A 22,208-nucleotide genomic window follows, 5' to 3' on the forward strand; every position below is an offset into this window, starting at 1 on the left:
ATGGCCATTCTCGTCGACGAAACGACCCGCGTCATCTGCCAGGGCCTCACCGGCTCGCAGGGCACCTTCCACTCCGAACAGGCCATCGCCTATGGCACCAAGATGGTTGGCGGCGTGACGCCCGGGAAGGGCGGCACCGAACACCTCGGCCTGCCGGTCTTCAACTCTGTGCACGAGGCCCGCGCCGTGACCGGCGCCAACGCCTCCGTCATCTACGTGCCGCCGCCCTATGCCGCCGACTCGATCCTCGAGGCGATCGACGCGGAGATGGAGCTGATCGTCTGTATCACCGAAGGCATCCCGGTTCTGGACATGATGAAGGTGAAGCGCGCGCTCGACGGCTCCGCTTCGCGCCTGATCGGGCCGAACTGCCCGGGCGTCATCACGCCCGACGCCTGCAAGATCGGCATCATGCCCGGCCACATCCACAAGCGCGGCAGCGTCGGCGTCGTCAGCCGCTCCGGCACGCTCACCTACGAGGCCGTGAAGCAGACCACCGACATGGGCCTCGGCCAGTCGACCGCGGTCGGCATCGGCGGCGACCCGATCAAGGGGACCGAGCATATCGACGTGCTCGAGATGTTCCTCGCCGACCCGGAAACCACCTCGCTGATCATGATCGGCGAGATCGGCGGTTCGGCCGAAGAGGAAGCCGCCCAGTTCCTCAAGGACGAGGCGAAGCGCGGCCGGGCCAAGCCCTGCGCAGGCTTCATCGCGGGCCGCACCGCGCCGAAGGGCCGCCGCATGGGTCACGCGGGCGCCATCGTCGCCGGCGGCAAGGGCGATGCGGAGAGTAAGATCGAGGCGATGCGTTCCGCCGGCATCGTCGTGGCCGACAGCCCGGCGACGCTGGGCGAGGCCGTCATGAAGGCGATCAAGGGGTAGCCGGGGCCATGCAGCCGGGCGCGATGCCAGAGCCGGAGCTTGGGCGACAGGGCCGTTGGGCCTCTGCCGCGCTGGCCCTCGGCTTGGCCATCGCGCCTCAGGCCCCGGCCCAGCCGCTGCCCGACAGCGCGGCCAAGTCCCCGCCCAGCCTGCAGGCGGTCCTGGCCGCCTGCACCGCGCCCGACGCGCGCTATGACACGACGGTAAAGGCCGTCGCTGCGATGGGCTGGCAGCCCGTCACCCCGCCTGCCAAGCCGCCAAGCCAGGACGGGCGCTTCATGGCGCTGGCGAAGTCCGTTGGCCTCTACATCGCCCAGACGAAGACCGCGGCCGAGATCGGGGCCTTGTCCACGCCGCAGGGCGTGGCCCTCGCCCTCGGGCTTCAGGCGCTGCAGAGCATGGCCTTCCCCGGCACCAAGGCGGCCCCTGCCGCGGCCCGCTCGGTCTCCTTCTCCGGCCCCGGCGTCTCCATCAGCGTCGCCCGCCCGTCGGAGCGGACGGCGAACCTCATCCGCCGCTATTTCGAACCGCAGCACTACCTGCCCGCCTCCGCCGGGGTCGCCTGCACCCTCGCCCTGGCCCCGGCCGACGAGGCGCTGCTGACCGGCCTGCCGGGCCTCGTCCGCGACCCGGGCGCCGCCAGCGGCGCCGTGCTCGGCGCCGGCCGGTTCGAGGCCGCGGCCGGCCGCTCCTCGCTGCAGGGCAGCTACTATCTCTACGATCTCCCGGGTCTCTGGAAAGTGGCGGGCGCCGATCCGCAGTCGCCGCCGCCCCCGACCCTTCTCATCCTCAAAACCAGCTCAATTCGCGCGAACCGGTAGGGTATCCCCATGACCGAACACTCCCCCAACGACGCCTTCCACGCCTCCTCCTTCCTGCAGGGGGCGAATGCCGAATACGTGGCCCAGCTCGAGGCGCGATACGCCGCCGATCCGGCCTCCGTCGACGCGCAATGGGCGGAATTCTTCGCCGCGCTCGGCGACAGCGAGGCCGAGGCCCGCCGCCAGGCCGCAGGCCCCTCCTGGGCCCGCACCGACTGGCCGCCCGTCCCGACCGACGAGCTGACCGCCGCGATGACCGGCGAATGGCCGATGATCCCGGCCAAGGACGTGAAGGCCGCCGGCGACAAGATCGCCGCCAAGGCCGCCGAGAAGGGCGTCAGCCTCTCCGACGCCCAGCTGCAGCGCGCCGTGCTCGATTCGATCCGCGCGCTGATGATCATCCGCGCCTACCGGATCCGCGGCCATCTCGTCGCCGATCTCGACCCGCTGCGCATCTCCGACAAGGGCACCCATCCGGAGCTGGAGCCCAAGTCCTACGGCTTCGCCGAGGCCGACATGGACCGGCCGATCTTCATCGACAACGTGCTGGGGCTGCAGACCGCCTCCATGCGCCAGATCCTGGAGATCGTGAAGCGCACCTACTGCGGCACCTTCGCGCTGCAGTACATGCACATCTCCGACCCCGAGGAAGCCGCCTGGCTGAAGGAGCGGATCGAGGGCTACGGCAAGGAAATCAGCTTCACCCGCGAAGGCCGCCGGGCCATCCTGAACAAGCTGGTCGAGGCCGAGGGCTTCGAGAAGTTCCTCCACGTCAAGTACATGGGCACCAAGCGCTTCGGCCTCGACGGCGGCGAAAGCCTGATCCCGGCGATGGAGCAGATCGTCAAGCGCGGCGGCGCGCTGGGGGTGAAGGAGATCGTGATCGGCATGCCGCACCGCGGCCGCCTCTCGGTCCTCGCCAATGTGATGCAGAAGCCCTACCGCGCGATCTTCAACGAATTCCAGGGCGGCAGCTTCAAGCCCGAGGACGTCGACGGCTCGGGCGACGTGAAATACCACCTCGGCGCCTCGTCCGATCGCAGCTTCGACGGCAACACCGTCCACCTGTCGCTCACCGCCAACCCCTCGCACCTGGAAGCCGTGAACCCGGTCGTGCTCGGCAAGGCCCGCGCCAAGCAGGACCAGCGCGCCGACACCGACCGCCACCAGATCCTGCCGATCCTGCTGCATGGCGACGCGGCCTTCGCGGGCCAGGGCGTCGTCGCGGAATGCTTCGGGCTTTCCGGGCTGAAGGGCCACCGCACCGGCGGCACCATCCATATCGTGGTGAACAACCAGATCGGCTTCACCACCGCACCCAGCTTCTCGCGCTCCTCGCCGTACCCGACCGACATCGCCCTGATGGTCGAGGCGCCGATCTTCCACGTCAACGGCGACGACCCGGAGGCCGTGGTCCACGCCGCTAAGGTCGCCACCGAGTTCCGCCAGAAGTTCCACAAGGACGTGGTGATCGACATCTTCTGCTACCGCCGCTTCGGCCACAACGAGGGGGATGAACCGATGTTCACCAACCCCCTCATGTACAACCGGATCAAGAAGCAGAAGACCACGCTCCAGCTCTACACCGAGCGGCTCGTCAAGGACGGGCTGATCCCGGAGGGCGAGATCGAGGACATGAAGGCCGCCTTCCAGTCCCACCTCAACGAAGAGTTCGAGGCTGGCAAGGACTACCGCCCGAACAAGGCCGACTGGCTGGACGGGCGCTGGTCCGGCATGGGCCGCGAGGGCGAGGAATACCAGCCCGGCCAGACCGCGATCGCCCCCGAGACGCTGAAGGAGGTCGGCGCGGCGCTTACCCGCGTGCCGCAGGGCTTCGACCTGCACAAGACCGTCGGCCGCCTGCTCGAGGCCAAGGCCAAGATGGTCGAGACCCGGCAGGGCTTCGACTGGGCCACGGCCGAGGCGCTCGCCTTCGGCAGCCTGCTGACCGAGGGTTTCCCGGTCCGCCTGTCCGGACAGGACTGCACCCGCGGCACCTTCTCGCAGCGCCATTCCGGCTTCGTCGACCAGTCGACCGAGGAACGCTACTACCCGCTCAACAACATCCGCAACGGCCAGTCGCGCTACGAGGTCATCGACTCGATGCTCTCCGAATACGCGGTGCTCGGGTTCGAATACGGCTACTCGATGGCAGAGCCCAACGCGCTGACGATGTGGGAAGCCCAGTTCGGCGACTTCGCCAACGGCGCGCAGATCATGTTCGACCAGTTCATCTCCTCGGGCGAGTCGAAGTGGCTGCGGATGTCAGGCCTCGTGATGCTCCTGCCGCACGGCTACGAGGGTCAGGGCCCCGAGCACTCCTCGGCCCGGCTGGAACGCTGGCTGCAGCTCTGCGCCCAGGACAACTGGATCGTCGCCAACTGCTCGACGCCGGCGAACTACTTCCACATCCTGCGCCGCCAGATCCACCGCAGCTTCCGCAAGCCGCTGGTGCTGATGACGCCGAAGTCTCTGCTGCGCCACCCGCTGGCGATCTCGGATGCCGCCGATTTCACCACCGGCTCCGCCTTCCACCGCGTCCTCTGGGACGACGCGCAGAAGGGGCATTCGGACACGACGCTGGTCGCCGACGCCAAGATCAAGCGCGTGGTGCTCTGCTCCGGCAAGGTCTACTACGACCTGCTGGCCGAGCGCGACAAGCGCGGCATCGACGACGTCTACCTGATGCGGATCGAGCAGTTCTACCCCTTCCCGGCGATGGCGCTGTCGAAGGAACTCGACCGCTTCAAGCAGGCGGAAATCGTCTGGTGCCAGGAAGAGCCGAAAAACCAGGGCGCCTGGACCTTCATCGAGCCGAACATCGAATGGGTGCTGACGCGCCTCGGCTCGAAGCACCAGCGCCCGCGCTACGTCGGCCGCGCCGCCTCGGCCTCGCCCGCCACTGGCCTCATGAGCCAGCACAAGAGCCAGCAGGAGACGCTCGTTAACGAAGCGTTGACCATCGGAGAATGAGCATGACGACGGAAGTCCGGGTTCCGACCCTTGGGGAAAGCGTGTCGGAGGCGACGGTCGCCACCTGGTTCAGGAAGGTGGGCGACAACGTTGCCGAAGACGAGATCCTCTGCGAGCTGGAAACCGACAAGGTGACGGTGGAAGTCCACGCCCCGTCCGCCGGCAAGCTGATCGAGATCGTGGCGCCGGAAGGCGCCACGGTAGGCATATCCGCCCTTCTGGCCCAGCTCGGGGCCGCAGAGGAAGGCGCGAAGGACAATCAACCGCCAAAGGCGGCCGCGAAGGCCCGGGCCAATGGCGCAGGAGAGGCGAAGATGATCGACGTGATGGTGCCGACCCTCGGCGAAAGCGTGACCGAGGCAACCGTTGCCAGCTGGTTCAAGAAGCCCGGCGACCATGTCGCGCAGGACGAGATGCTGTGCGAACTGGAAACCGACAAGGTCTCGGTCGAGGTTCCCGCCCCCGCCTCGGGCGTGCTGAAGGAAATCATCGCCGAGGAGGGCGCGACCGTCGCCGCCTCCGCCAGGCTCGCCGTGATCGCCGAGGGCGAAGCGGGCGACGCGCCCGCCGCCGACACCGCTTCGGCCCCCGCCCCGGCCAGGGCCGAGGAGGCCCCGGCCCCCGCCGCAGCGCCCGCGCGCTCTGACGTGGAAGACGCGCCCTCGGCCAAGAAGGCCATGGCCGACGCCGGCCTCGACCGCGCGCAGGTCCAGGGCACCGGCCGCGACGGCCGCGTGATGAAGGAAGACGTGGCCCGCGCCGTCTCGGCGACGAAATCCGCCCCGCCGCCGCCCGCCGCCGAGGCCCCGGCCCTGCCGCGCGGCCCGGTCTCTGCCGATGACGCCGCCCGCGAGGAACGCGTGAAGATGACCCGCCTGCGCCAGACCATCGCGCGCCGGCTGAAGGACGCGCAGAACTCCGCGGCGATGCTGACGACCTACAACGAGGTCGACATGTCCGCGATCATGGAACTGCGCAACGAATACAAAGGCGTCTTCGAGAAGAAGCACGGCGTGAAGCTCGGCTTCATGTCCTTCTTCGTGAAGGCCTGCTGCCATGCCCTGAAGGAAGTGCCCGACGTCAACGCCGAGATCGACGGCACCGAGGTGATCTACAAGAACTACGTCCACATGGGCGTGGCCGTGGGCACCCCCTCGGGCCTCGTCGTCCCGGTGGTGCGCGACGCCGACCAGATGGGCTTCGCCGCGATCGAGAAGAAGATCGCCGAACTGGGCACCCGCGCTCGCGACGGCAAGCTCTCGATGGCCGAGATGCAGGGCGGCTCCTTCACCATCTCCAACGGCGGCGTCTACGGCTCGCTGATGTCCTCGCCGATCCTCAACCCGCCGCAGTCGGGCATCCTCGGGATGCACAAGATCCAGGACCGCCCGGTCGTGGTCGGCGGCCAGATCGTCATCCGCCCGATGATGTATCTCGCGCTCAGCTACGACCACCGCATCGTCGACGGCAAGGGCGCGGTGACCTTCCTCGTCCGCGTCAAGGAAGCGCTCGAGGATCCGCGCCGCCTGCTGATGGATCTGTGAGGCGGCCATGCTCGCCAGGCTGACCGCGAACTGGGTCTATGGTGGCGCGATGGCGGGGATCCTGCTCCTCGTCCTCGCGCCGCTTCTCACCCGCGCACTCGGCCCGGCGGGCACGCTCTGCTATCTCGCCCTGCCGGTCTACATGCTCCACCAGTGGGAGGAGCATGACGGCGACCGCTTCCGCCTCTACATCAACGGAACCGTGGCGAAGGGCCGGGCCGGGCTGACCCACGGCGACGTCTTCATCGTCAACATCGTCGCCGTCTGGGCCCTTTTCGCCGCCGCGCTCTGGCTGACCGAGGACGCCGGCCCCGGCTGGGCCCTCGTTCCCATCTGGCTGATCCTGGTCAACGGCGTCATCCATCTCCTGCCCGCGGCGTTCAGGCGCCGTTACAACCCCGGGGCCTGGACCGCGCTCGTCCTCTTCCTGCCCTTCGGCCTCTGGAGCCTCGCGCGGCTCGCGCCGCAGGCCGGCGCCGGGGCCGAGGCCGGCGCACTGGCCCTTGCCCTCGCCATTCATCTCGCCATCATGGCCCGGGCAATGCGCCCCGTTGCGGCGCGCCCCTAGACGGAGCCCAAAGATGCTCACCCACGAAATGACCATCCTCGCCCTCTACGGCCTCCTGGTCGCCCTCACCCTTCTCGGGCAGGCCACGGGCGCCGCGACCCAGCTCGACATGGGCTACCTGCTTTCCTCCCGCGACGAGAAGCGGACGCTGGAGGGCATGGCCGGCCGCTTCGACCGCGCGCTGAACAACTCCGTCGTCGCCATGGCGCTCTTCGCCCCGGCAATCCTGATCCTGAACGCGAACGACGCCTTCAGCCCCGACACGCTGATCCTCGCCCAGCTCTTCCTCGGCGCCCGCGTGCTCTACCTGCCGGCCTATGTCTTCAACCTCGTCGGCTTCCGCACCCTTTTCTGGCTGATCGGCTTCGCCTCCACCGTCCTGCTGCTGCTCCTCGCCCTCTGAGCCGATGACGCGACAGCCGCACAACACCGCTTTTTCTTGGCACAAATACTCCGGGGGTCCGGGGGCAGAGCCCCCGGCCCCGACACAGAAAGGACCCCTCCCATGGCCAGCTATGATGTGATCGTGATCGGTTCCGGACCGGGGGGCTACGTCTGCGCGATCCGCTGCGCCCAGCTCGGCCTCAAGACCGCCTGCGTCGAGGGCCGCGAGACGCTCGGCGGCACCTGCCTCAACATCGGCTGCATCCCCTCGAAGGCGCTGCTGCACGCCTCGCACATGGTCCACGAGGCCGAAACCAGCTTCGCCGAGATGGGCGTGAAGGTCTCCGCCCCCAAGGTCGACTGGGCCAAGATGCAGGCCTTCAAGGAAGACGTCGTCTCCCAGAACACCAAGGGTGTGGAGTTCCTGTTCAAGAAGAACAAGATCGACCGGCTCACCGGCTGGGCCTCGATCCCCGCCGCGGGCAAGGTGAAAATCGGCGACGAGGTCCACGAGGCGAAGCACATCGTCATCGCCTCCGGCTCCGAAGCCTCCAGCCTGCCCGGCGTGACGGTGGACGAGGAGAGCGTCGTCACCTCCACCGGCGCGCTCAGCCTGCCGAAGATTCCCAAGACCATGGTTGTGATCGGCGGCGGCGTCATCGGGCTGGAACTCGGCTCGGTCTACTCCCGCCTCGGCACCAAGGTGACCGTCGTGGAATTCCTCGACACGCTGATCCCGGGCTCGGACGCAGAGGTCCAGCGCACCTTCGCGCGACTCCTGAAGAAACAGGGGCTGGAGATCATCACCGGCGCCGCGGTCCAGAAGGTCGAGAGCACCAAGACCAAGTCCAAGGTCAGCTACAAGATGCGCAAGGACGGCAAGGAGGCGGTGATCGAGGCAGAGACCGTGCTCGTCGCCACCGGCCGGCGCGCCTACACCAAGGGCCTCGGGCTGGAGGCGCTGGGCGTGACCCTGACCGAGCGCGGCCAGATCGCGACCGACAAGAGCTGGCGCACCAACGTGCCGGGCGTCTACGCCATCGGCGACGCCATCGCCGGCCCGATGCTCGCCCACAAGGCCGAGGACGAGGGCATGGCCGTGGCAGAGGTCATCGCCGGCCAGCATGGCCATGTGAACTACGGCGTCATCCCCGGCGTCATCTACACCTCGCCCGAGGTCGCATCCGTCGGCGAGACCGAGGAAAGCCTTAAGGCCGCGGGCCGCGCCTACAAGGCCGGCAAGTTCTCCTTCATGGGCAACGGCCGGGCGCGGGCGACCTTCTCCGCCGAGGGCTTCGTGAAGATCCTCGCCGACAAGGAGACGGACCGCATCCTCGGCGCCCATATCATCGGCCCGGCGGCGGGAGAGCTGATTGCCGAGATCTGCGTCGCCATGGAATTCGGCGCCGCGGCAGAAGACGTCGCCCGCACCTGCCACGCCCACCCGACCTATTCGGAAGCGGTGCGCGAGGCGGCGCTCGCCTGCGGCGACGGCGCCATCCACGCCTGATCGGCCGGGGACGGCCGGCTCGCCGAAGGGTGCGCATTCATTGCGCACCACCCCACCGTAACGCCCCGCCCCCCTTTCCATGGGGGGCGCAGCCCCCCGCCCGATAAGGCGGCGCTACCGCCCGCCGAACCGCCGCCAGAACCCCTTGGCCCGGTCGTCTGCTTCGTCCAGCACATCGGCCACATCCGCCAGCACCGGCGCCACCCGCCGCCGCTGGAACCGGATCCACCAGCGCCGGATGAACAGCAGCAGCAGCGCCAGAAGCGCCAGCACGATCACGCTGGTCCAGGGAAAGACCGTCACATCGGGGCCAGAGACCTTCCGGATGCTCAGCGCATTGGGAAAGATCGTCAGCAGCTGGCTGCGCCAGCCGTAGAAGGTCACCATCGCCCAGACCGGCTGGTCGGTCTTGGAGACCAGCTCCTGCGCCCGCGTCTGCAGGTTGAACGTGTCGAATTTGAAATAGGGCGGCCAGCCCCAGCCGGTATCCTCGTTGCGGAACACCATTGGCTCGCCGTTCGGCTTCACCGTCTGGATGAACTTGATGTCGCGCCCCTGCCCCGGCGCGTTCGAGCCCTTCGTCCCCGCGTCGGGAGAGGCGAAGAACCAGCCGTTGATCCCCATGTCGATCCGCTGGCTGGTGACGCCCACGACGCGGACGACCTGGTGGCTCGGCAGGGTGTAATCGAGGAACGCGATGACGATCAGCGCCAGCCCGAGCAGGAAACCCCATTTCACATATCGCATCGCACCCTCGGTCTGCCCGGTTCCGGCCATCTCGGCCCTGCCCCAATCTAGGCACCATGCGGCAGCGCGGCAATCACCTCCGCCGCGCGGGCGAGATCAGCGAGACGACAAGCACCGGCGCCCAGACCAGCCCCGCCATCCCGCCCAGCCCCGCGAAGTGCCGGAACGCCGCGCCCGGCTCCGCCCGCGCGAAGGTCAGCACGCGCGGGTCCTGCAACGTGTAGAGGAGCAGGAAATAGCCCCCCGCCAGCGCCACCAGCAGAACGGCCGAGGCCGCGGCATTCACCGCAAGCGCCCAGGGCCGCCGCCCCAGCCGCCGCTCGATCAGCCGCGGCAGAAGCGCGGCCACCACCACCAGCACCGCAAGCGGCAGGATCATCCCGGCAATCAACGCGGCCATCACAGCCCTCCCGGCCGCCACCCTCCCCGCCCGGGCAGCCCGGCGCAAGCCCCGTTGCAGGACGCCCGGCGCCGGTCTACCGTCGCGCCATGCTGAGCGCTGACACCCGCCTTGCCGCCGAGATCGCCGCCCGCCGCGCGCGGCTTATCGCGCTGACCCAGGGCCTCATCCGCATCCCCACGCTGAACCCGCCCGGCCGGAAGTACCGCGAAATCTGCGACTACCTCGCCGCCGAGCTCGCGCCCGCCGGCTTCACCTGCCAGTTCCTCCGCGCCCGGGGCGCCATCGCCGACAGCGATACCTACCCGCGCTGGAACCTCCTCGCCCGGCGCGAGGGCACGCGCCCGGGCGAGACGGTGCATTTCAACGGCCACCACGATGTTGTCGCCGTCGGCCACGGCTGGACCACCGATCCCTTCGGCGGCGAGCTGAAGGACGGGAAGATCTACGGCCGCGGCGCCTGCGACATGAAAGGCGGCATCGCCAGCGCCGTCGTCGCGGCAGAGGCCTTCCTCGCCGCCTTCCCCGACTTCTCCGGCGCGATCGAGATCTCGGCCACCGCGGACGAGGAATCCGGCGGCTACGGCGGCGTCGCCTGGCTCGCCGAACAGGGCCATTTCGCCCCCGAGCGGGTCCAGCACGTCATCATCCCCGAGCCGCTTAACAAGGACCGCATCTGCCTCGGCCATCGCGGCGTCTGGTGGGCGGAGATCGAGACCAGGGGCCGCATCGCCCACGGCTCCATGCCCTTCCTCGGCGACAGCGCCATCCGCCATATGGGCGCCGTGCTGGCCGAGATGGAGGAGACGCTCTACCCCCTGCTCGCCACCCGCACCACCGCCATGCCCGTGGTTCCCGAGGGTGCCCGCTCCTCCACGCTCAACGTCAACTCCGTCCACGGCGGCGAGCCGGAGCAGGACGAGGATTACACTGGCCTGCCCGCCGCCTGCGTCGCCGACCGCTGCACCATCACCATCGACCGCCGCTTCCTGATCGAGGAGGACATCGGCGCGGTGAAAGCCGAGATCGCCGCGCTGATGGAGCGGGTGAAGGCGCGCCGGCCGAGCTTCGCCTACGAGATCCGCGATCTCTTCGAGGTCCAGCCGACCATGACCGACCGCGCCGCGCCGGTCGTCCGCTCCACCGCCGCCGCGATCGAGACGGTGCTGGCCCGCCAGCCCGATTACGTCGTCTCGCCGGGCACCTACGACCAGAAGCACATCGACCGGATCGGAAAGCTCAGGAACTGCATCGCCTACGGCCCCGGCATCCTGGACCTCGCCCACCAGCCCGACGAATGGATCGGGGTCGACGACATGGCGGATGCGGCCCGCGTCATGGCGCTGGTTCTGGCCGAGCTGCTGATTGACGCGCCGCATTGACCGCGCCGGCCGGCCCCGGCACCGTCGGGGGCAGGAGGTATCCGCCATGATCGACCATCTCGGCTTCCCCGTCGCCGATTATGCCCTCTCCCGAACCTTCTACGAACGCGCGCTGGCGCCCCTGTCGCTCTCCGTCGTGATGGAGGTCACGCCCGAGCAGACCGGCGGCGAGCGCTTCTGCGGCTTCGGCGCCGAACACCGCCCGTTCTTCTGGATCGGCACCGGCAAGCGCCCCGGCTCCGGCATGCACGTGGCCTTCGCCGCGAAGACCCGGGCCGAGGTCGACGCCTTCCACAAGGCGGCGCTGGCCGCCGGCGGCCGCGACAACGGCGCCCCGGGCCTGCGCCCGCAGTATCACCCGAGCTACTACGGCGCCTTCGTCCTCGACCCCGACGGCAACAACGTCGAGGCCGTCTGCCACGCCGAGGAATAGCCACTCCTCCCCGTAGGGTGCGCATTCATTGCGCACCGCCGCACGCTCAACCCGTTGCGCAAACCGCCACACCACCGTCCCGAAAGACGGTACATTACGGTGCGAAAGCGGTGCCAAATCGGTGTTGAATCGGCACCCCGATTTTCCGGCCCCGCCAGGGCTTTGCCGATCCCGCGGCAGCCCTCCCCCGGTTTAACTTGATTGGCCGCCCCATCCCGTGGAACATGCCCGGGCCGCAGCCCGGCCAGGATCCAGGGAGAGCCTCATGTTGAAACGCCTCATGCTCGCCGCGGCCGCCGTGGCGCTCACGGCCGGCGCCGCCTTCGCCGTGAAGGACACCATCACCATCGGCATGCAGCTCGAACCGCCGATCCTCGATCCCACGGCCGGCGCCGCCGCCGCGATCAAGGAGGTGACCTACGCCAACATCTTCCAGGGCCTCACAAAAGTCACCGAGAACGGCTCCATCGCCCCCGACCTCGCCAAGAGCTGGGACGTGACCGACGGCGGCAAGGTCTGGACCTTCCACCTCCACTCCGGCGTCACCTTCCAGGACGGCACGCCGTTTTCCGCCTCGGATGTGAAGTTCAGCTTCGACCGCGCCCGCGGCCCCGACAGCCCCAATGCCCAGAAGCCGAAATACGAGGATATTGAAAGCGTTACGGTGGTCGACCCGACGACGGTGCGCTTCACCCTGAAGAACCCCGACGGCAATTTCATCTTCCTCACCGCGCTCGGCGACTCGGTCATCGTCTCTCCCAAGACGGTCGCGGAGGACAAGACCCACCCGATCGGCACCGGCCCGTTCGAGTTCGTAGACTGGGTGAAGGGTGACCACATCGACCTGAAGCGCTACCCCGGCTACTGGGGCAAGAAGCCCGCGCTGGCCAAGGCCACCTTCAAGTTCGTCTCGGACCCCAACGCCGCCTTCGCCGCCGTCATGTCCGGCCAGATCGACGCCTATCCCGCCTTCCCGGCGCCCGAGACGCTGCAGCAGTTCAAGTCGAACCCGGAGTTCAAGGTCATCGTCGGCACCACCCAGGGCGAGACGATCATGGCGATGAACAACCGCAACCCCCCGCTGAGCAACATTAAAGTCCGCGAGGCGATCGCCCATGCGATCAACCGCAAGGACATCATCGACGGCGCGATGTTCGGCTACGGCACGCCCATCGGCACCCATTTCCCGCCGACCGATCCGAACTACGTCGACCTCACGGGTCTGTCGAAATACGACCCCGCGCTGTCGAAGAAGCTCCTCGCCGAGGCCGGGGTGAAACTGCCGCTGAAGCTCCGCCTTGCCCTGCCGCCCCCCTCCTACGCGCGCCGCTCGGGCGAGATCATCCAGAACGAGCTGAAGGCCGTCGGCATCGACGTGACCATCACCGACATGGAATGGGCGCAATGGCTGGACCAGGTCTTCAAGCGGCATGATTTCGATCTGTCGATCGTCAGCCACACCGAGGCGAACGACATCGATATCTATGCCCGTCCGAACTATTATTTCGGCTATAACAACCCGAAATTCCAGAAACTGATCAAGACCTTGCAGGCCACCTCCGACCCGGCCGAGCGCGGCAAGCTCCTGAAGGAAGCGCAGACGATCATCGCCAAGGATTACGTTAACGCCTACCTCTTCCAATATCCCAAGCTCGGGGTGGCGAACGTGCATATCCACGGTCTCTGGGCCAACCAGCCGAACCAGTCGAACGACCTGACCGGCGTCTATTGGGACCAGTGAGGCCAGCATGCCCCACGCCTACCGCCTGAGCCGCGAGGGCTGCGCGCCGGAAACCTCGCGGCCCGATCCGGCAAGGCTTCTCTCCGGCGATCCGGTCCACACGACCTGGAACGTGGAGGAGCGCGAGGGCCTCTTCGCCGGGCTCTGGCAAAGCACGCCGGGCGCCTGGCGGGTGGAGTATACCGAGTGGGAATACTGCCGGATCCTCTCCGGCCGGTCCGTGCTCAGCGAGGATGGCGGGGAACCGCTGCTCCTCGGCCCGGGCGACGCGGTGGTGATCTGGCCGGGGTTCCGCGGGGTCTGGGAAGTGGTCGAGACGACCTTGAAAGATTACGTCATCCGGGTCTGAACCGGGGTTATGGGAGAGAATGAATGGCAATCATCGTCATGCTGATCGTGGGCGCGGTCGCAGGCTGGCTCGCCGGCAAGATCGTCGACGGCTACGGCTTCGGGCTGATCGGCAACATCGTCGTCGGCATTCTCGGCGCGCTCGTCGCGGGCTTCGTGCTGCCTGCGATCGGGCTCGGCATCGGCGGCGGGCTGATCGCGGCGATCATCCGTGCCACGATCGGCGCGGTGATCCTGCTGTTCCTTATCAAGCTCGTCAAACGCGCCTGACCGGCACCGGGGCCGCCCTGGCGGACGACCCCGGCCCGCCTCTCACCCGACGACGTTGAACGCCGGCCCGTAGGGATAGCCGGTGATGTCCTCCGCGCCGTCCTCGGTGATCACCAGGATATCGTGCTCGCGATACCCGCCCGCGCCGGGCTGGCCGGCGGGAAGGGTCAGCATCGGTTCCATCGAGACGACCATGCCCGGCTCCAGCACCGTGTCGATATCCTCGCGCAGTTCCAGCCCCGCCTCGCGCCCGTAGTAATGCGACAGCACGCCGAAGGAATGGCCATAGCCGAATGTGCGGTATTGCAGCAGGTCGCGCTCCTCGAGGAAGGCGTTGATCTGCGCCGTCACCTCGGCGCAGCTCACCCCCGGCCGCAGCAGGCTCATCCCGTATTCATGCGTCTCCACGTTGGCCTGCCAGATCGAAAGCGACGCCGCATCGACCTCGCCCACGAACATCGTCCGCTCCAGCGCGGTGTAGTATCCCGAGATCATCGGGAAGCAGTTGAGGCTCAGGATGTCGCCCTGCTTCAGCTTGCGCCCCGTCACCGGGTTATGCGCCCCGTCGGTGTTGACCCCGGACTGGAACCAGACCCAGGTGTCGCGGTACTCGGCCTCGGGGAAGCGCTTGGCGATCTCCGCCTCCATCGCGTCGCGGCCGGCCATGGCGATGTCGATCTCGCGTGCACCCGCGCGCACCGCGTCGCGGATCGCGTGGCCGCCGTGGTCCGCCACCGCGGCCCCGGCACGGATCAGCGCGATCTCGGCATCCGATTTCAGCATCCGCTGCTGCATCGTGGCGGGCGCGATATCCATGCCCCGCGCGGGTTTCAGGAACGCGCCGAGCTTTTCCGACTGCACCAGCGTCAGGTGGTCGGCCTCCACCCCCACGGCCTTGCCCTCGCCCACGACATGGGCGACCGCGCGCCAGAAGTTGTCGCGCTGCCAGTCGGAATAGGTGAGGTTGTCACCCACCGACCGCCGCCACGGCTGGCCCGCATCGATCCCGGCGCTGATCGTCACACAATCCTCGCGCGTCACGACACAGGCATAGGGCCGCCCGAAGCTGCAGTAGAGGAAGCCCGAGTAATAGGCGATGTTGTGCATCGAGGTCAGCACCGCCGCGTCGAGCGAATGCATCTCGAGGATGTCGCGCAGCCCGGCCAGGCGCTCCTCGTATTCCTCCACGGCGAAGGGAAGGGTAGCCTTCTCGCCGTTGTGGATGCGGTAGAAATCAGGGCGTTGCGTTGCCATGTCAGACCTCCGGTCAAGGGGTCCCCGCGGACCCCGAAAGATCCCGGCGTGCAGGACGATGGCGGATGATCCGCGAGCACGGGCCAAGGGCCCTGTGGCGACGCCATCGCCACGGCTCGGCCGCATCCTGCGCCAAGCGCCGCGCCAAGGCAAGCACTGGAAGCGTCAGGCGGAAAGGCGCAGCACGGCCATGAAGAAGCCGTCGATCCCGCCGGTCTCCGCCCAGTGATCCGGCCTCGTGCGGATGCCGCCGCCGGGCGCGCGCCACCCCTCGGGCACACCGGGGGAAAGGGTGTCTTCCACCCCCAGCCCGGGATGGCGGGCAAGCGCGGCGGCAAGCTGGCCCTCGCCCTCTTCCGGCAGGATCGAGCAGGTGCAGAAGACAAGCCGCCCGCCGGGTTTCAGCATCGCCACCGCCCGGTCGATCAGCCGGGATTGCAGGTCGACCAGCCCGGCAAGCTCCGTCCCGTCCTTCACGAAGGGCAGGTCGGGATGCCGCCGGATCGTGCCCGTGGCCGAGCACGGCGCGTCGAGCAGGATCGCGTCGAACGGGTCAGCCGTCTCCCAGTCGAGCGCATCGGCAACCACCACGTCGGCGGCGAGGCCCGTACGGGCCAGGTTCTCGCGCACCCGCTCGATCCGGTGCGGCGAGACATCGAGCGCCGTCACCCGCGCCCCCGCAGCGGCAAGCTGCAGCGTCTTGCCTCCGGGCGCCGCGCAGAGGTCGAGCACGCGCTCGCCGGGCTGGGGGGCCAGCATCCGCGCCGGCAGCGCGGCGGCGGCGTCCTGCACCCACCAGGCGCCAGCCTCGTAGCCCTCGAGCGCGCTCACCTGCCCGCCCGCGGCGCGGCGCAGGCTGCCGGTGGGCAGCACCTCCGCCTCCAGCCGCGCGGCCCAACCGGCGGGGTCCTCGCCCGCGCGCAGTGTCAGGTCGAGCGGTGGCACGCCGGCCTGAACGGCCTCGATCGCCGCCACGACCTCGCGACCCCAGAGATGGACGAGCGGCTGGCGCAGCCAGCGCGGCAGCCGCTGCGGCGGGAGCTTCGCGAAAGCGTCCCCCGCCTCGGCGACCTTCCGCAGAACGGCATTGGCGAGGCCTGCAAGCGCCGCCGTCCGCCGCCCGGCGCGCAGGATCTCGACCGCCGAGCTTACCGCCGCATGGGGCGGCGTGCCCTCCACCAGCATCTCGACCGCGGCGAGCCGCAGCACATGCAGCGCCGTGCCCGGCGGGGGCTTGCGGAGGTATTCCTGCAAGATCCGGTCCACCGGCTCGACATGGCGCAGCACCGACAGCGCCAGCCGCTGCGCCCGCGCCCGCTCGGCCGGCGAAAGCGCGGCGAGCGGACCCTCGCCCGCCACCAGCTCCGAGAGCATCCGCCCCTCGTCGATCACCCCTTCGACCAGCGCCACCGCCGCCTGCCGCGTCTTGTCCGCCCTCGCCATCCCGCCTCCGGCCTGTCGCTTCCGCGCGCCCTCGCCTATATCAGGGTCAGAGATCGCACAAGGAAGCCGAGAGGACCGGGGATGACCGAGACGCCGAAGACCGAGCTGCCGCCCGCCGCCCAGCGTGCCCTGGCGGAGGCCGAAGCCCGCCGAAAGGCCGCCGCGAAAGAGGCAGGCCTGCCGACCGAGTTCGGCGGCCGCGACGGGCCGGAGCCGGTCCGCTACGGCGACTGGGAGAAGAAGGGCCTCGCCATCGACTTCTGAGGCCCCGTTTCTGAGGCCCGGCGACCGGCCTCAGCCGAAGCGCACCGCGTCGGTATTGGCGCCGCAGACGAGAACGGCCACGCGCTCGCCCTTCGCCGGGCGGTACTTGCCGGAGGCGAGCGCCGCGAAGGCCGCAGCGCCCCCCGGTTCCGCCACCACCCGCGCCTCGGACCAGAGCCGCGCCTGCGCCGCCCGTATATCATCGTCCGAGACCAGCACCACCGGCCCGGCATGGTCGCGCGCCAGCGGGAAGGTCATCTGCCCGATCTGCCGCGGGGCAAGAGAATCGGCGGCCACCCCCTCGGTCGGCGCATCGACCGGATGGCCTGCCGCCAGCGCCATGGCGAGCGATGGCGCGCCCTCCGGCTCCACCGGCACAATCTTCTTCGCGCCCTGGAACCAGGCCGAGATACCGCCGATCAGCCCGCCGCCGCCCACCGCGACGAGGAGCGTGTCGAAATCCGGCCGGTCGCCCGCGATCTCGCGCCCAAGCGTCCCCTGGCCCAGCAGCGTCTCGAGCTGGTCATAGGCATGGATCTCGGTCGCGCCGCTTTCGGCCACGAAGGCGCGGCTCGCTTCCAGTGCGTCCGAATAGCGCGCCCCGCCCACCACCAGCCGCGCGCCATAGCTGCGGATGCGGTCGAGCTTGGCGGGAGAGGCCACCTCCGGCACGAAGATCGAGGCCGGGATGCCGAGCTTCTGCGCCGCATAGGCCACCGCCGCCCCGTGATTGCCGCCGGAGGCCGCAACCACGCCGGCCGCAGAGATCTCGCGCGTCAGCAGGTTGGCGAAGGCGCCGCGCACCTTGAATGACCCGGAGTGCTGAAGAAGCTCAAGCTTCAGCGCCACCGGATGGTCGAGCCCCTCGAAGCCTGCCGCGTCAAGCTCCAGCCAGGGCGTGTGGCGCACATGCGGCGCGATCAGCTCCGCGACGCGGGCGATCTCGGCAGGGGCAAGCGGGTCGGTGGTCATGGCGGTCTCCGGCAGTCTGACTGAGACCTGCCTAGAGCGCGCGGGGGACCGCCGCAAGGGAGCGTTCGGCGGAACGCCAGGCCCGCCGGGCTGGTGGCGCTCAGAGCCCCAGCACGTCCATCATGTCGTACTGTCCGGGCTTCTTGTCCTGCCCCCAGAGCGCCGCCTTCAGCGCGCCGCGGGCGAAGATCGCGCGGTCGGTCGCGACATGGCGCAGCACCACGCGCTCGCCGTCGGCGGCGAAGATCACGTCATGCTCTCCCACCACGTCGCCGCCGCGGATCGAGGCGAAGCCGATATGCCCCCGCTCGCGCGCGCCCGTGATCCCGTCGCGACCCCGGTCGGCCACATCCGCCAGCGCCACGCTCCGGCCCTTCGCCGCAGCCTCGCCCAGCATCAAGGCGGTGCCGGAGGGCGCGTCGACCTTCATGCGGTGATGCGCCTCCACCACCTCGATATCGAAATCGGCGTCGAGCGCGGCGGCGACCTTTTCGGTCAGCCGCACCAGAAGGTTGACGCCAAGGCTCATGTTCCCGGCCCGCACGATCACCGCATGACGCGCGGCGGGTTCCAGCGCCGCGATCTGTTCGTCCGAGAACCCCGTGGTGCCGATCACATGCACCGCGCGCGCCTGTGCCGCCAGCGCCGCGAAGCCCAGCGTCGCCTCGGGCGCGGTGAAGTCCAGCACCGCCTGCGCCCTGGAGAATGCCTCAAGCGCGTCGTCGGTCACCGTCACGCCGAGGGGCGCCCCGCCCATCGCCTCGCCGATATCGCGTCCGATCCAGGGATGGCCGGTCCGTTCGACGCAGGAGACGAGCCGCGCCCTGTCGCTTGCCGTCACCACCTGCACCAGCATCTGCCCCATGCGCCCCGAGGCGCCCGTGACCACGATCCCCGGACCTTCCGCCATATCACCACTCCCTGACTGTCGGCCTTCCATAGCCGACCCGCTGGCCTGGGCAAAGCCCCGGTTGCGGGCGGCGCCGTCCTGCCCTATCTCAGCCGGCATGGCACGCCACCACACCACCTCGGCCCATGGCCCCTCTCAACGTCAGCTTCGCGTCGGCGAGCTGATCCGCCGCAAGCTGTCTGAGGTACTCTTGCGCGCCGAGGTTCACGACCCGGATCTCAACCGGATCCCGATCACCGTTGGCGAGGTGCGCTGCTCTCCCGACCTGCGGCACGCGACCGCCTTCATCATGCCGCTCGGCGGCGGGCAGCGGCAGGAGGCACTGACGCTCCTGCGCCGCCACAGCCGCGAGCTGCGCCACCTTGTCTCGCAGGACCTGACGCTGAAATACGCCCCCGATCTGCGCTTCGAGCTGGACGAGACCTTCGACCGGATGGACGAGACCCGGCGCCTGCTGAACGAGGACACCGTGCGCCGCGACATCGTCGGCGATGACGGGGCCGATGAAGAGGCGGATGACTGAGGGGATCGCCGCGCGCGCCGCGCTCGGCCTCACCCTGTTCCTGGCGCTGCCCGCCTCCGCCGATCCCGGCCCAGCCTGCCGCGACCTGACCTTCGACGGCACGCCCTATACCGTCTGCGAGACCCGCTTCAGCCAGGACGAGCTGAGGATCTGGCAGGACGGGCCGGACGGCGCCCTGATCGGCACCTTCGGTCGCCTTTCCGCCCTTCTGGCGCAGACCGGAAAACACGTCGGATTCGCGATGAACGCCGGGATGTACGCGCCCGACCGCCGCCCGCTCGGCCTTGCCATCATCGACGGGCGGCAGATCGCGCCCATAGTCACCCGCGAAGGGCCGGGGAACTTCGGCCTTCTGCCGAACGGCGTCTTCTGCATCGGGCCCGAGGGCTATTCGATCACCGAAAGCCGCGCCTTCGCAGCCCAGCCGCCCGCCTGCCGCTATGCCACCCAATCCGGACCGATGCTGGTGATCCACGGCAAGCTGCATCCGCATTTCCTGCCGGGTTCACCCTCCGTCCACATCCGCAACGGCGTCGGCGTCTCGGCGGACGGGCGGCGCGCCGTCTTCGCCATCTCCGACGCTCCGGTGAACTTCGATGCCTTTGCGCGGCTCTTCCGCGACGCCCTGCACCTGCCCGAGGCGCTCTACCTCGACGGCAGCATCTCGCGCCTCGACGCGCCGGGGATCGGCCGGGCGGACGGCGGCCTGCCGATGGGGCCGATCATCGGTACGGCGGTTGACGGGGCGGGGCCTTCGCAGTAGCAGGCGGGCCTCGCAACTTCGGGACGGACGATGGGACGCAAGCGCAAGGGCCGCGCGATTTCGGGATGGCTGGTGGTCGACAAGCCCGCCGGGGTGACCTCGACGGCGGTGGTCAACAAGGTCCGCTGGGCCTTCGACGCGCAGAAGGCGGGCCACGCCGGCACGCTCGACCCGGCCGCGACCGGCGTTCTCGCCGTCGCCCTCGGCGAGGCGACAAAGACCGTCCCCTACATCACCGAGGCGCTGAAGTGCTACCGCTTCTCGGCCACGCTCGGCGCGGCCACCACCACCGACGATGCCGAGGGCGAGGTGATCGAGACCTCCGCCGCCCGCCCGAGCGATGCCGAGATCGCGGCCGCCCTGGCCCCCTTCCGCGGCGAGATCCAGCAGGTCCCGCCGCAGTTCTCCGCCGTGAAGGTCGACGGCGAGCGCGCCTATGACCTTGCCCGCGAAGGCGAGCGGCTGGACCTCGCGCCGCGCCCGCTCTGGGTCGAGAGCCTCGAGCTCGTCGCCCGCCCCGATGCCGACCATGTCGAGCTGGAGATGGTCTGCGGCAAGGGCGGCTATGTCCGCTCCATCGCCCGCGACCTCGGCCGCGCGCTCGGCTGTCTCGGCCATGTCCAGTGGCTGCGCCGGGTCTGGTCCGGCCCGTTCGAGGCAGAGGAGGGCGTGAGCCTGGAGCTGATCGATGCGCTGGCGAAGACCGAGGCCCTCGACGCCCATCTGAAGCCGCTGGCGCTCGGCCTCGCCGACCTGCCAGAGCTGAAGGCCACGCCAGAGGGCGCCGCACGGTTGAAGAACGGCAACCCCGGCATGGTGATCGCCTCCGACGTGGAATACGGCGAGGAGGCCTGGGCCAGCTACCAGGGCCAGCCCATCGCCGTCGGTCACTACCGGTCGGGAGAGCTGCACCCTTCCCGCGTCTTCAACCTCTGAGCGCGGCGCGGGCCGAAAGGCCGCATGAGTATTTCAGCGAGGAAGAAGCCCCCGCGCATCGCGTGGGCCCCTTCACCCTGATTCAGGAATCCCCGCCAGAGGCGCCTTCAGCCCCAGTCGAGCACGACCTTGCCGGACCTGCCCGAACGCATCGCCTCGAACCCCTCACGGAAGTCCTCGGCCGGGAAGCGGTGGGTGATAACCTTGCGGATATCGAGGCCGTTCTGAAGCATGGCGATCATCTTGTACCAGGTCTCGAAGATCTCGCGGCCGTAGACGCCCTTGATGGTGATCGCCTTGAACACGATCCGGGACCAGTCGACCGGAGACTTCCCCGGAGGGATGCCGAGAAGCGCGATGCGCCCGCCCATCACCAGGGCCTCGACCATCTGGTCCATCGCCGCCTGGCTGCCCGACATCTCAAGACCCACGTCGAAGCCCTGCCGCATCTTCAGCCGGGCGATGACGTCCTTCAGATCCTCCTCGGCCACGTTGACCGGCACCACGTCCGCCACCTCGGCGGCCAGCGCAAGCCGCGCCGGGTTCACATCGGTGATCACCACGTGCCGGGCGCCGACATGCCGCGCCACCGCCGCCGCCATGATCCCGATCGGACCGGCGCCGGTGATCAGCACGTCCTCGCCCACGAGATCGAAGGACAGCGCGGTATGGACGGCGTTGCCCAGCGGATCGAGGATCGCGCCGATCTCGTCGTCGATCTCGTCGGGCAGCGGCACCACGTTGAAGGCGGGAAGCCGCAGGTAGCCGGCGAAGGCGCCCTGCTCGTTCACGCCGATGCCGCGCGTCTCGGGGTCGAGGTGAAACTTCCCCGCCCGCGCCTGGCGGGAGAGATGCCCGATCAGATGCCCCTCGCCCGAGCAGCGCTGCCCGATGGCAAGCCCCTCGACATCGCGCCCCATGTCGACGATCTCGCCGGCGAACTCATGGCCCGTGACAAGGCCCAGGGGCACGGTCCGCGCGGCCCATTCGTCCCAGTTCCAGATATGCACGTCGGTGCCGCAGATGCCGGTCTTGCGGATGCGGATCAGCACGTCGTCCGGCCCGATCTCGGGCACCGGCCGATGCTCCAGCCACAGCCCCGGCTCGGGTTTCGCCTTCACCAGCGCCTTCATCTCG

General features: G+C 69.2%; 23 protein-coding genes. 16 read left to right on the plus strand and 7 right to left on the minus strand.

The features are described 5' to 3' along the window. The 7 genes from sucD to lpdA all read left to right on the plus strand — a co-directional run bounded on the left by sucD (position 1) and on the right by lpdA (position 8,685). Positions 1-885 (plus strand): succinate--CoA ligase subunit alpha, encoded by an 885-nt coding sequence (gene sucD, locus EIP85_RS08795; protein ID WP_127901813.1) that lies wholly within the window; start codon positions 1-3, stop codon positions 883-885. An 8-nt stretch (positions 886-893) separates the two neighbouring features. Further along, complete coding sequence (locus tag EIP85_RS08800) at positions 894-1,706, plus strand: hypothetical protein (RefSeq protein ID WP_127901814.1); 813 nt, start codon at positions 894-896, stop codon at positions 1,704-1,706. A 9-nt stretch (positions 1,707-1,715) separates the two neighbouring features. After that, positions 1,716-4,679, plus strand: a complete 2,964-nt coding sequence (locus EIP85_RS08805; protein WP_127901815.1) for a 2-oxoglutarate dehydrogenase E1 component — start codon at positions 1,716-1,718, stop codon at positions 4,677-4,679. 2 nt (positions 4,680-4,681) lie between these two features. After that, complete coding sequence (gene odhB / locus EIP85_RS08810) at positions 4,682-6,223, plus strand: 2-oxoglutarate dehydrogenase complex dihydrolipoyllysine-residue succinyltransferase (protein ID WP_127901816.1); 1,542 nt, start codon at positions 4,682-4,684, stop codon at positions 6,221-6,223. Positions 6,224-6,230: 7 nt separating this feature from the next. After that, positions 6,231-6,791, plus strand: a complete 561-nt coding sequence (locus tag EIP85_RS08815) for an HXXEE domain-containing protein (protein ID WP_127901817.1) — start codon at positions 6,231-6,233, stop codon at positions 6,789-6,791. Positions 6,792-6,804: 13 nt separating this feature from the next. Continuing rightward, complete coding sequence (locus EIP85_RS08820; RefSeq protein WP_127901818.1) at positions 6,805-7,194, plus strand: MAPEG family protein; 390 nt, start codon at positions 6,805-6,807, stop codon at positions 7,192-7,194. Between the two features lie 102 nt (positions 7,195-7,296). After that, a complete protein-coding gene (gene lpdA / locus EIP85_RS08825) occupies positions 7,297-8,685 on the plus strand; it encodes a dihydrolipoyl dehydrogenase (protein WP_127901819.1) in 1,389 nt (462 codons plus the stop codon). Positions 8,686-8,799: 114 nt separating this feature from the next. Here the strand turns inward: lpdA and EIP85_RS08830 are convergent, their stop codons facing one another. Together EIP85_RS08830 and EIP85_RS08835 are read right to left on the minus strand one after the other, a co-directional pair. After that, complete coding sequence (locus tag EIP85_RS08830) at positions 8,800-9,462, minus strand: DUF1523 family protein (protein WP_241559933.1); 663 nt, start codon at positions 9,460-9,462, stop codon at positions 8,800-8,802. A gap of 43 nt (positions 9,463-9,505) precedes the next feature. After that, a complete protein-coding gene (locus tag EIP85_RS08835) occupies positions 9,506-9,832 on the minus strand; it encodes a hypothetical protein (RefSeq protein ID WP_127901820.1) in 327 nt (108 codons plus the stop codon). Positions 9,833-9,921: 89 nt separating this feature from the next. Here EIP85_RS08835 and EIP85_RS08840 point away from each other — a divergent pair, with 89 nt between their 5' ends. From EIP85_RS08840 to EIP85_RS08860, 5 genes are all read left to right on the plus strand, one after another. Further along, positions 9,922-11,214, plus strand: a complete 1,293-nt coding sequence (locus tag EIP85_RS08840) for an acetylornithine deacetylase/succinyl-diaminopimelate desuccinylase family protein (protein WP_127901821.1) — start codon at positions 9,922-9,924, stop codon at positions 11,212-11,214. A gap of 46 nt (positions 11,215-11,260) precedes the next feature. Then, entirely contained in the window at positions 11,261-11,647 is a 387-nt protein-coding gene (locus tag EIP85_RS08845; protein WP_127901822.1) for a VOC family protein, read from the plus strand. A gap of 265 nt (positions 11,648-11,912) precedes the next feature. After that, positions 11,913-13,388 carry an ABC transporter substrate-binding protein gene (locus tag EIP85_RS08850; RefSeq protein WP_127901823.1) on the plus strand — a complete coding sequence of 492 codons (1,476 nt, stop codon included), beginning with the start codon at positions 11,913-11,915 and terminating at the stop codon, positions 13,386-13,388. A gap of 7 nt (positions 13,389-13,395) precedes the next feature. After that, positions 13,396-13,737, plus strand: a complete 342-nt coding sequence (locus tag EIP85_RS08855; RefSeq protein ID WP_127901824.1) for a cupin domain-containing protein — start codon at positions 13,396-13,398, stop codon at positions 13,735-13,737. Positions 13,738-13,760: 23 nt separating this feature from the next. Beyond that, positions 13,761-14,006, plus strand: a complete 246-nt coding sequence (locus EIP85_RS08860; protein WP_127901825.1) for a GlsB/YeaQ/YmgE family stress response membrane protein — start codon at positions 13,761-13,763, stop codon at positions 14,004-14,006. 42 nt (positions 14,007-14,048) lie between these two features. Here EIP85_RS08860 and EIP85_RS08865 read toward each other — a convergent pair whose 3' ends face one another. Then, positions 14,049-15,260, minus strand: coding sequence for an aminopeptidase P family protein (locus tag EIP85_RS08865; RefSeq protein ID WP_127901826.1), 1,212 nt, complete (start codon positions 15,258-15,260; stop codon positions 14,049-14,051). Between the two features lie 165 nt (positions 15,261-15,425). Next, positions 15,426-16,703: an RsmB/NOP family class I SAM-dependent RNA methyltransferase gene (locus tag EIP85_RS08870; RefSeq protein WP_127901827.1), complete on the minus strand. Its 1,278-nt coding sequence runs from the start codon at positions 16,701-16,703 to the stop codon at positions 15,426-15,428. 81 nt (positions 16,704-16,784) lie between these two features. On the opposite strand from EIP85_RS08870, the gene EIP85_RS08875 reads away from it, so the two are divergent. After that, positions 16,785-16,967 (plus strand): DUF1674 domain-containing protein, encoded by a 183-nt coding sequence (locus tag EIP85_RS08875; protein WP_127901828.1) that lies wholly within the window; start codon positions 16,785-16,787, stop codon positions 16,965-16,967. Between the two features lie 30 nt (positions 16,968-16,997). On the opposite strand, the gene EIP85_RS08880 is transcribed toward EIP85_RS08875, so the two are convergent. Beyond that, positions 16,998-17,939, minus strand: a complete 942-nt coding sequence (locus EIP85_RS08880) for a threonine/serine dehydratase (RefSeq protein ID WP_127901829.1) — start codon at positions 17,937-17,939, stop codon at positions 16,998-17,000. Positions 17,940-18,039: 100 nt separating this feature from the next. Beyond that, positions 18,040-18,849 carry a 4-hydroxy-tetrahydrodipicolinate reductase gene (gene dapB / locus EIP85_RS08885; protein ID WP_127901830.1) on the minus strand — a complete coding sequence of 270 codons (810 nt, stop codon included), beginning with the start codon at positions 18,847-18,849 and terminating at the stop codon, positions 18,040-18,042. A gap of 97 nt (positions 18,850-18,946) precedes the next feature. On the opposite strand from dapB, the gene rbfA reads away from it, so the two are divergent. Genes rbfA through truB form a run of 3 tightly spaced genes read left to right on the plus strand, consistent with a single transcriptional unit; the run spans position 18,947 to position 21,071 of the window. Further along, entirely contained in the window at positions 18,947-19,372 is a 426-nt protein-coding gene (rbfA, locus tag EIP85_RS08890) for a 30S ribosome-binding factor RbfA (RefSeq protein WP_127901831.1), read from the plus strand. Further along, complete coding sequence (locus EIP85_RS08895; protein WP_127901832.1) at positions 19,365-20,135, plus strand: phosphodiester glycosidase family protein; 771 nt, start codon at positions 19,365-19,367, stop codon at positions 20,133-20,135. Before rbfA ends, EIP85_RS08895 begins: the two co-directional genes overlap by 8 nt. 30 nt (positions 20,136-20,165) lie before the next feature. Further along, positions 20,166-21,071 (plus strand): tRNA pseudouridine(55) synthase TruB, encoded by a 906-nt coding sequence (truB, locus tag EIP85_RS08900; protein WP_127901833.1) that lies wholly within the window; start codon positions 20,166-20,168, stop codon positions 21,069-21,071. Positions 21,072-21,178: 107 nt separating this feature from the next. On the opposite strand, the gene tdh is transcribed toward truB, so the two are convergent. Next, entirely contained in the window at positions 21,179-22,204 is a 1,026-nt protein-coding gene (tdh, locus tag EIP85_RS08905; RefSeq protein ID WP_127901885.1) for an L-threonine 3-dehydrogenase, read from the minus strand. Positions 22,205-22,208: the final 4 nt, after the last annotated feature.

This window comes from Solirhodobacter olei, assembly GCF_004010155.1.
Lineage (GTDB): Bacteria > Pseudomonadota > Alphaproteobacteria > Rhodobacterales > Rhodobacteraceae > Solirhodobacter > Solirhodobacter olei.

Excerpts from the sequence above, each read along its gene's own strand:
- EIP85_RS08800 (WP_127901814.1), top strand. The coding sequence starts at position 894 with ATGCAGCCGGGCGCGATGCCAGAGCCGGAGCTTGGGCGACAGGGCCGT.
- dapB (WP_127901830.1), bottom strand. The coding sequence starts at position 18,849 with ATGGCGGAAGGTCCGGGGATCGTGGTCACGGGCGCCTCGGGGCGCATG.
- EIP85_RS08855 (WP_127901824.1), top strand. The coding sequence starts at position 13,396 with ATGCCCCACGCCTACCGCCTGAGCCGCGAGGGCTGCGCGCCGGAAACC.
- EIP85_RS08840 (WP_127901821.1), top strand. The coding sequence starts at position 9,922 with ATGCTGAGCGCTGACACCCGCCTTGCCGCCGAGATCGCCGCCCGCCGC.
- EIP85_RS08860 (WP_127901825.1), top strand. The coding sequence starts at position 13,761 with ATGGCAATCATCGTCATGCTGATCGTGGGCGCGGTCGCAGGCTGGCTC.
- rbfA (WP_127901831.1), top strand. The coding sequence starts at position 18,947 with ATGGCACGCCACCACACCACCTCGGCCCATGGCCCCTCTCAACGTCAG.
- tdh (WP_127901885.1), bottom strand. The coding sequence starts at position 22,204 with ATGAAGGCGCTGGTGAAGGCGAAACCCGAGCCGGGGCTGTGGCTGGAG.
- truB (WP_127901833.1), top strand. The coding sequence starts at position 20,166 with ATGGGACGCAAGCGCAAGGGCCGCGCGATTTCGGGATGGCTGGTGGTC.
- EIP85_RS08870 (WP_127901827.1), bottom strand. The coding sequence starts at position 16,703 with ATGGCGAGGGCGGACAAGACGCGGCAGGCGGCGGTGGCGCTGGTCGAA.
- EIP85_RS08835 (WP_127901820.1), bottom strand. The coding sequence starts at position 9,832 with ATGGCCGCGTTGATTGCCGGGATGATCCTGCCGCTTGCGGTGCTGGTG.
- EIP85_RS08815 (WP_127901817.1), top strand. The coding sequence starts at position 6,231 with ATGCTCGCCAGGCTGACCGCGAACTGGGTCTATGGTGGCGCGATGGCG.
- sucD (WP_127901813.1), top strand. The coding sequence starts at position 1 with ATGGCCATTCTCGTCGACGAAACGACCCGCGTCATCTGCCAGGGCCTC.
- EIP85_RS08820 (WP_127901818.1), top strand. The coding sequence starts at position 6,805 with ATGCTCACCCACGAAATGACCATCCTCGCCCTCTACGGCCTCCTGGTC.
- lpdA (WP_127901819.1), top strand. The coding sequence starts at position 7,297 with ATGGCCAGCTATGATGTGATCGTGATCGGTTCCGGACCGGGGGGCTAC.
- EIP85_RS08880 (WP_127901829.1), bottom strand. The coding sequence starts at position 17,939 with ATGACCACCGACCCGCTTGCCCCTGCCGAGATCGCCCGCGTCGCGGAG.
- EIP85_RS08805 (WP_127901815.1), top strand. The coding sequence starts at position 1,716 with ATGACCGAACACTCCCCCAACGACGCCTTCCACGCCTCCTCCTTCCTG.
- EIP85_RS08865 (WP_127901826.1), bottom strand. The coding sequence starts at position 15,260 with ATGGCAACGCAACGCCCTGATTTCTACCGCATCCACAACGGCGAGAAG.
- EIP85_RS08845 (WP_127901822.1), top strand. The coding sequence starts at position 11,261 with ATGATCGACCATCTCGGCTTCCCCGTCGCCGATTATGCCCTCTCCCGA.
- EIP85_RS08895 (WP_127901832.1), top strand. The coding sequence starts at position 19,365 with ATGACTGAGGGGATCGCCGCGCGCGCCGCGCTCGGCCTCACCCTGTTC.
- EIP85_RS08850 (WP_127901823.1), top strand. The coding sequence starts at position 11,913 with ATGTTGAAACGCCTCATGCTCGCCGCGGCCGCCGTGGCGCTCACGGCC.
- EIP85_RS08875 (WP_127901828.1), top strand. The coding sequence starts at position 16,785 with ATGACCGAGACGCCGAAGACCGAGCTGCCGCCCGCCGCCCAGCGTGCC.
- odhB (WP_127901816.1), top strand. The coding sequence starts at position 4,682 with ATGACGACGGAAGTCCGGGTTCCGACCCTTGGGGAAAGCGTGTCGGAG.
- EIP85_RS08830 (WP_241559933.1), bottom strand. The coding sequence starts at position 9,462 with ATGGCCGGAACCGGGCAGACCGAGGGTGCGATGCGATATGTGAAATGG.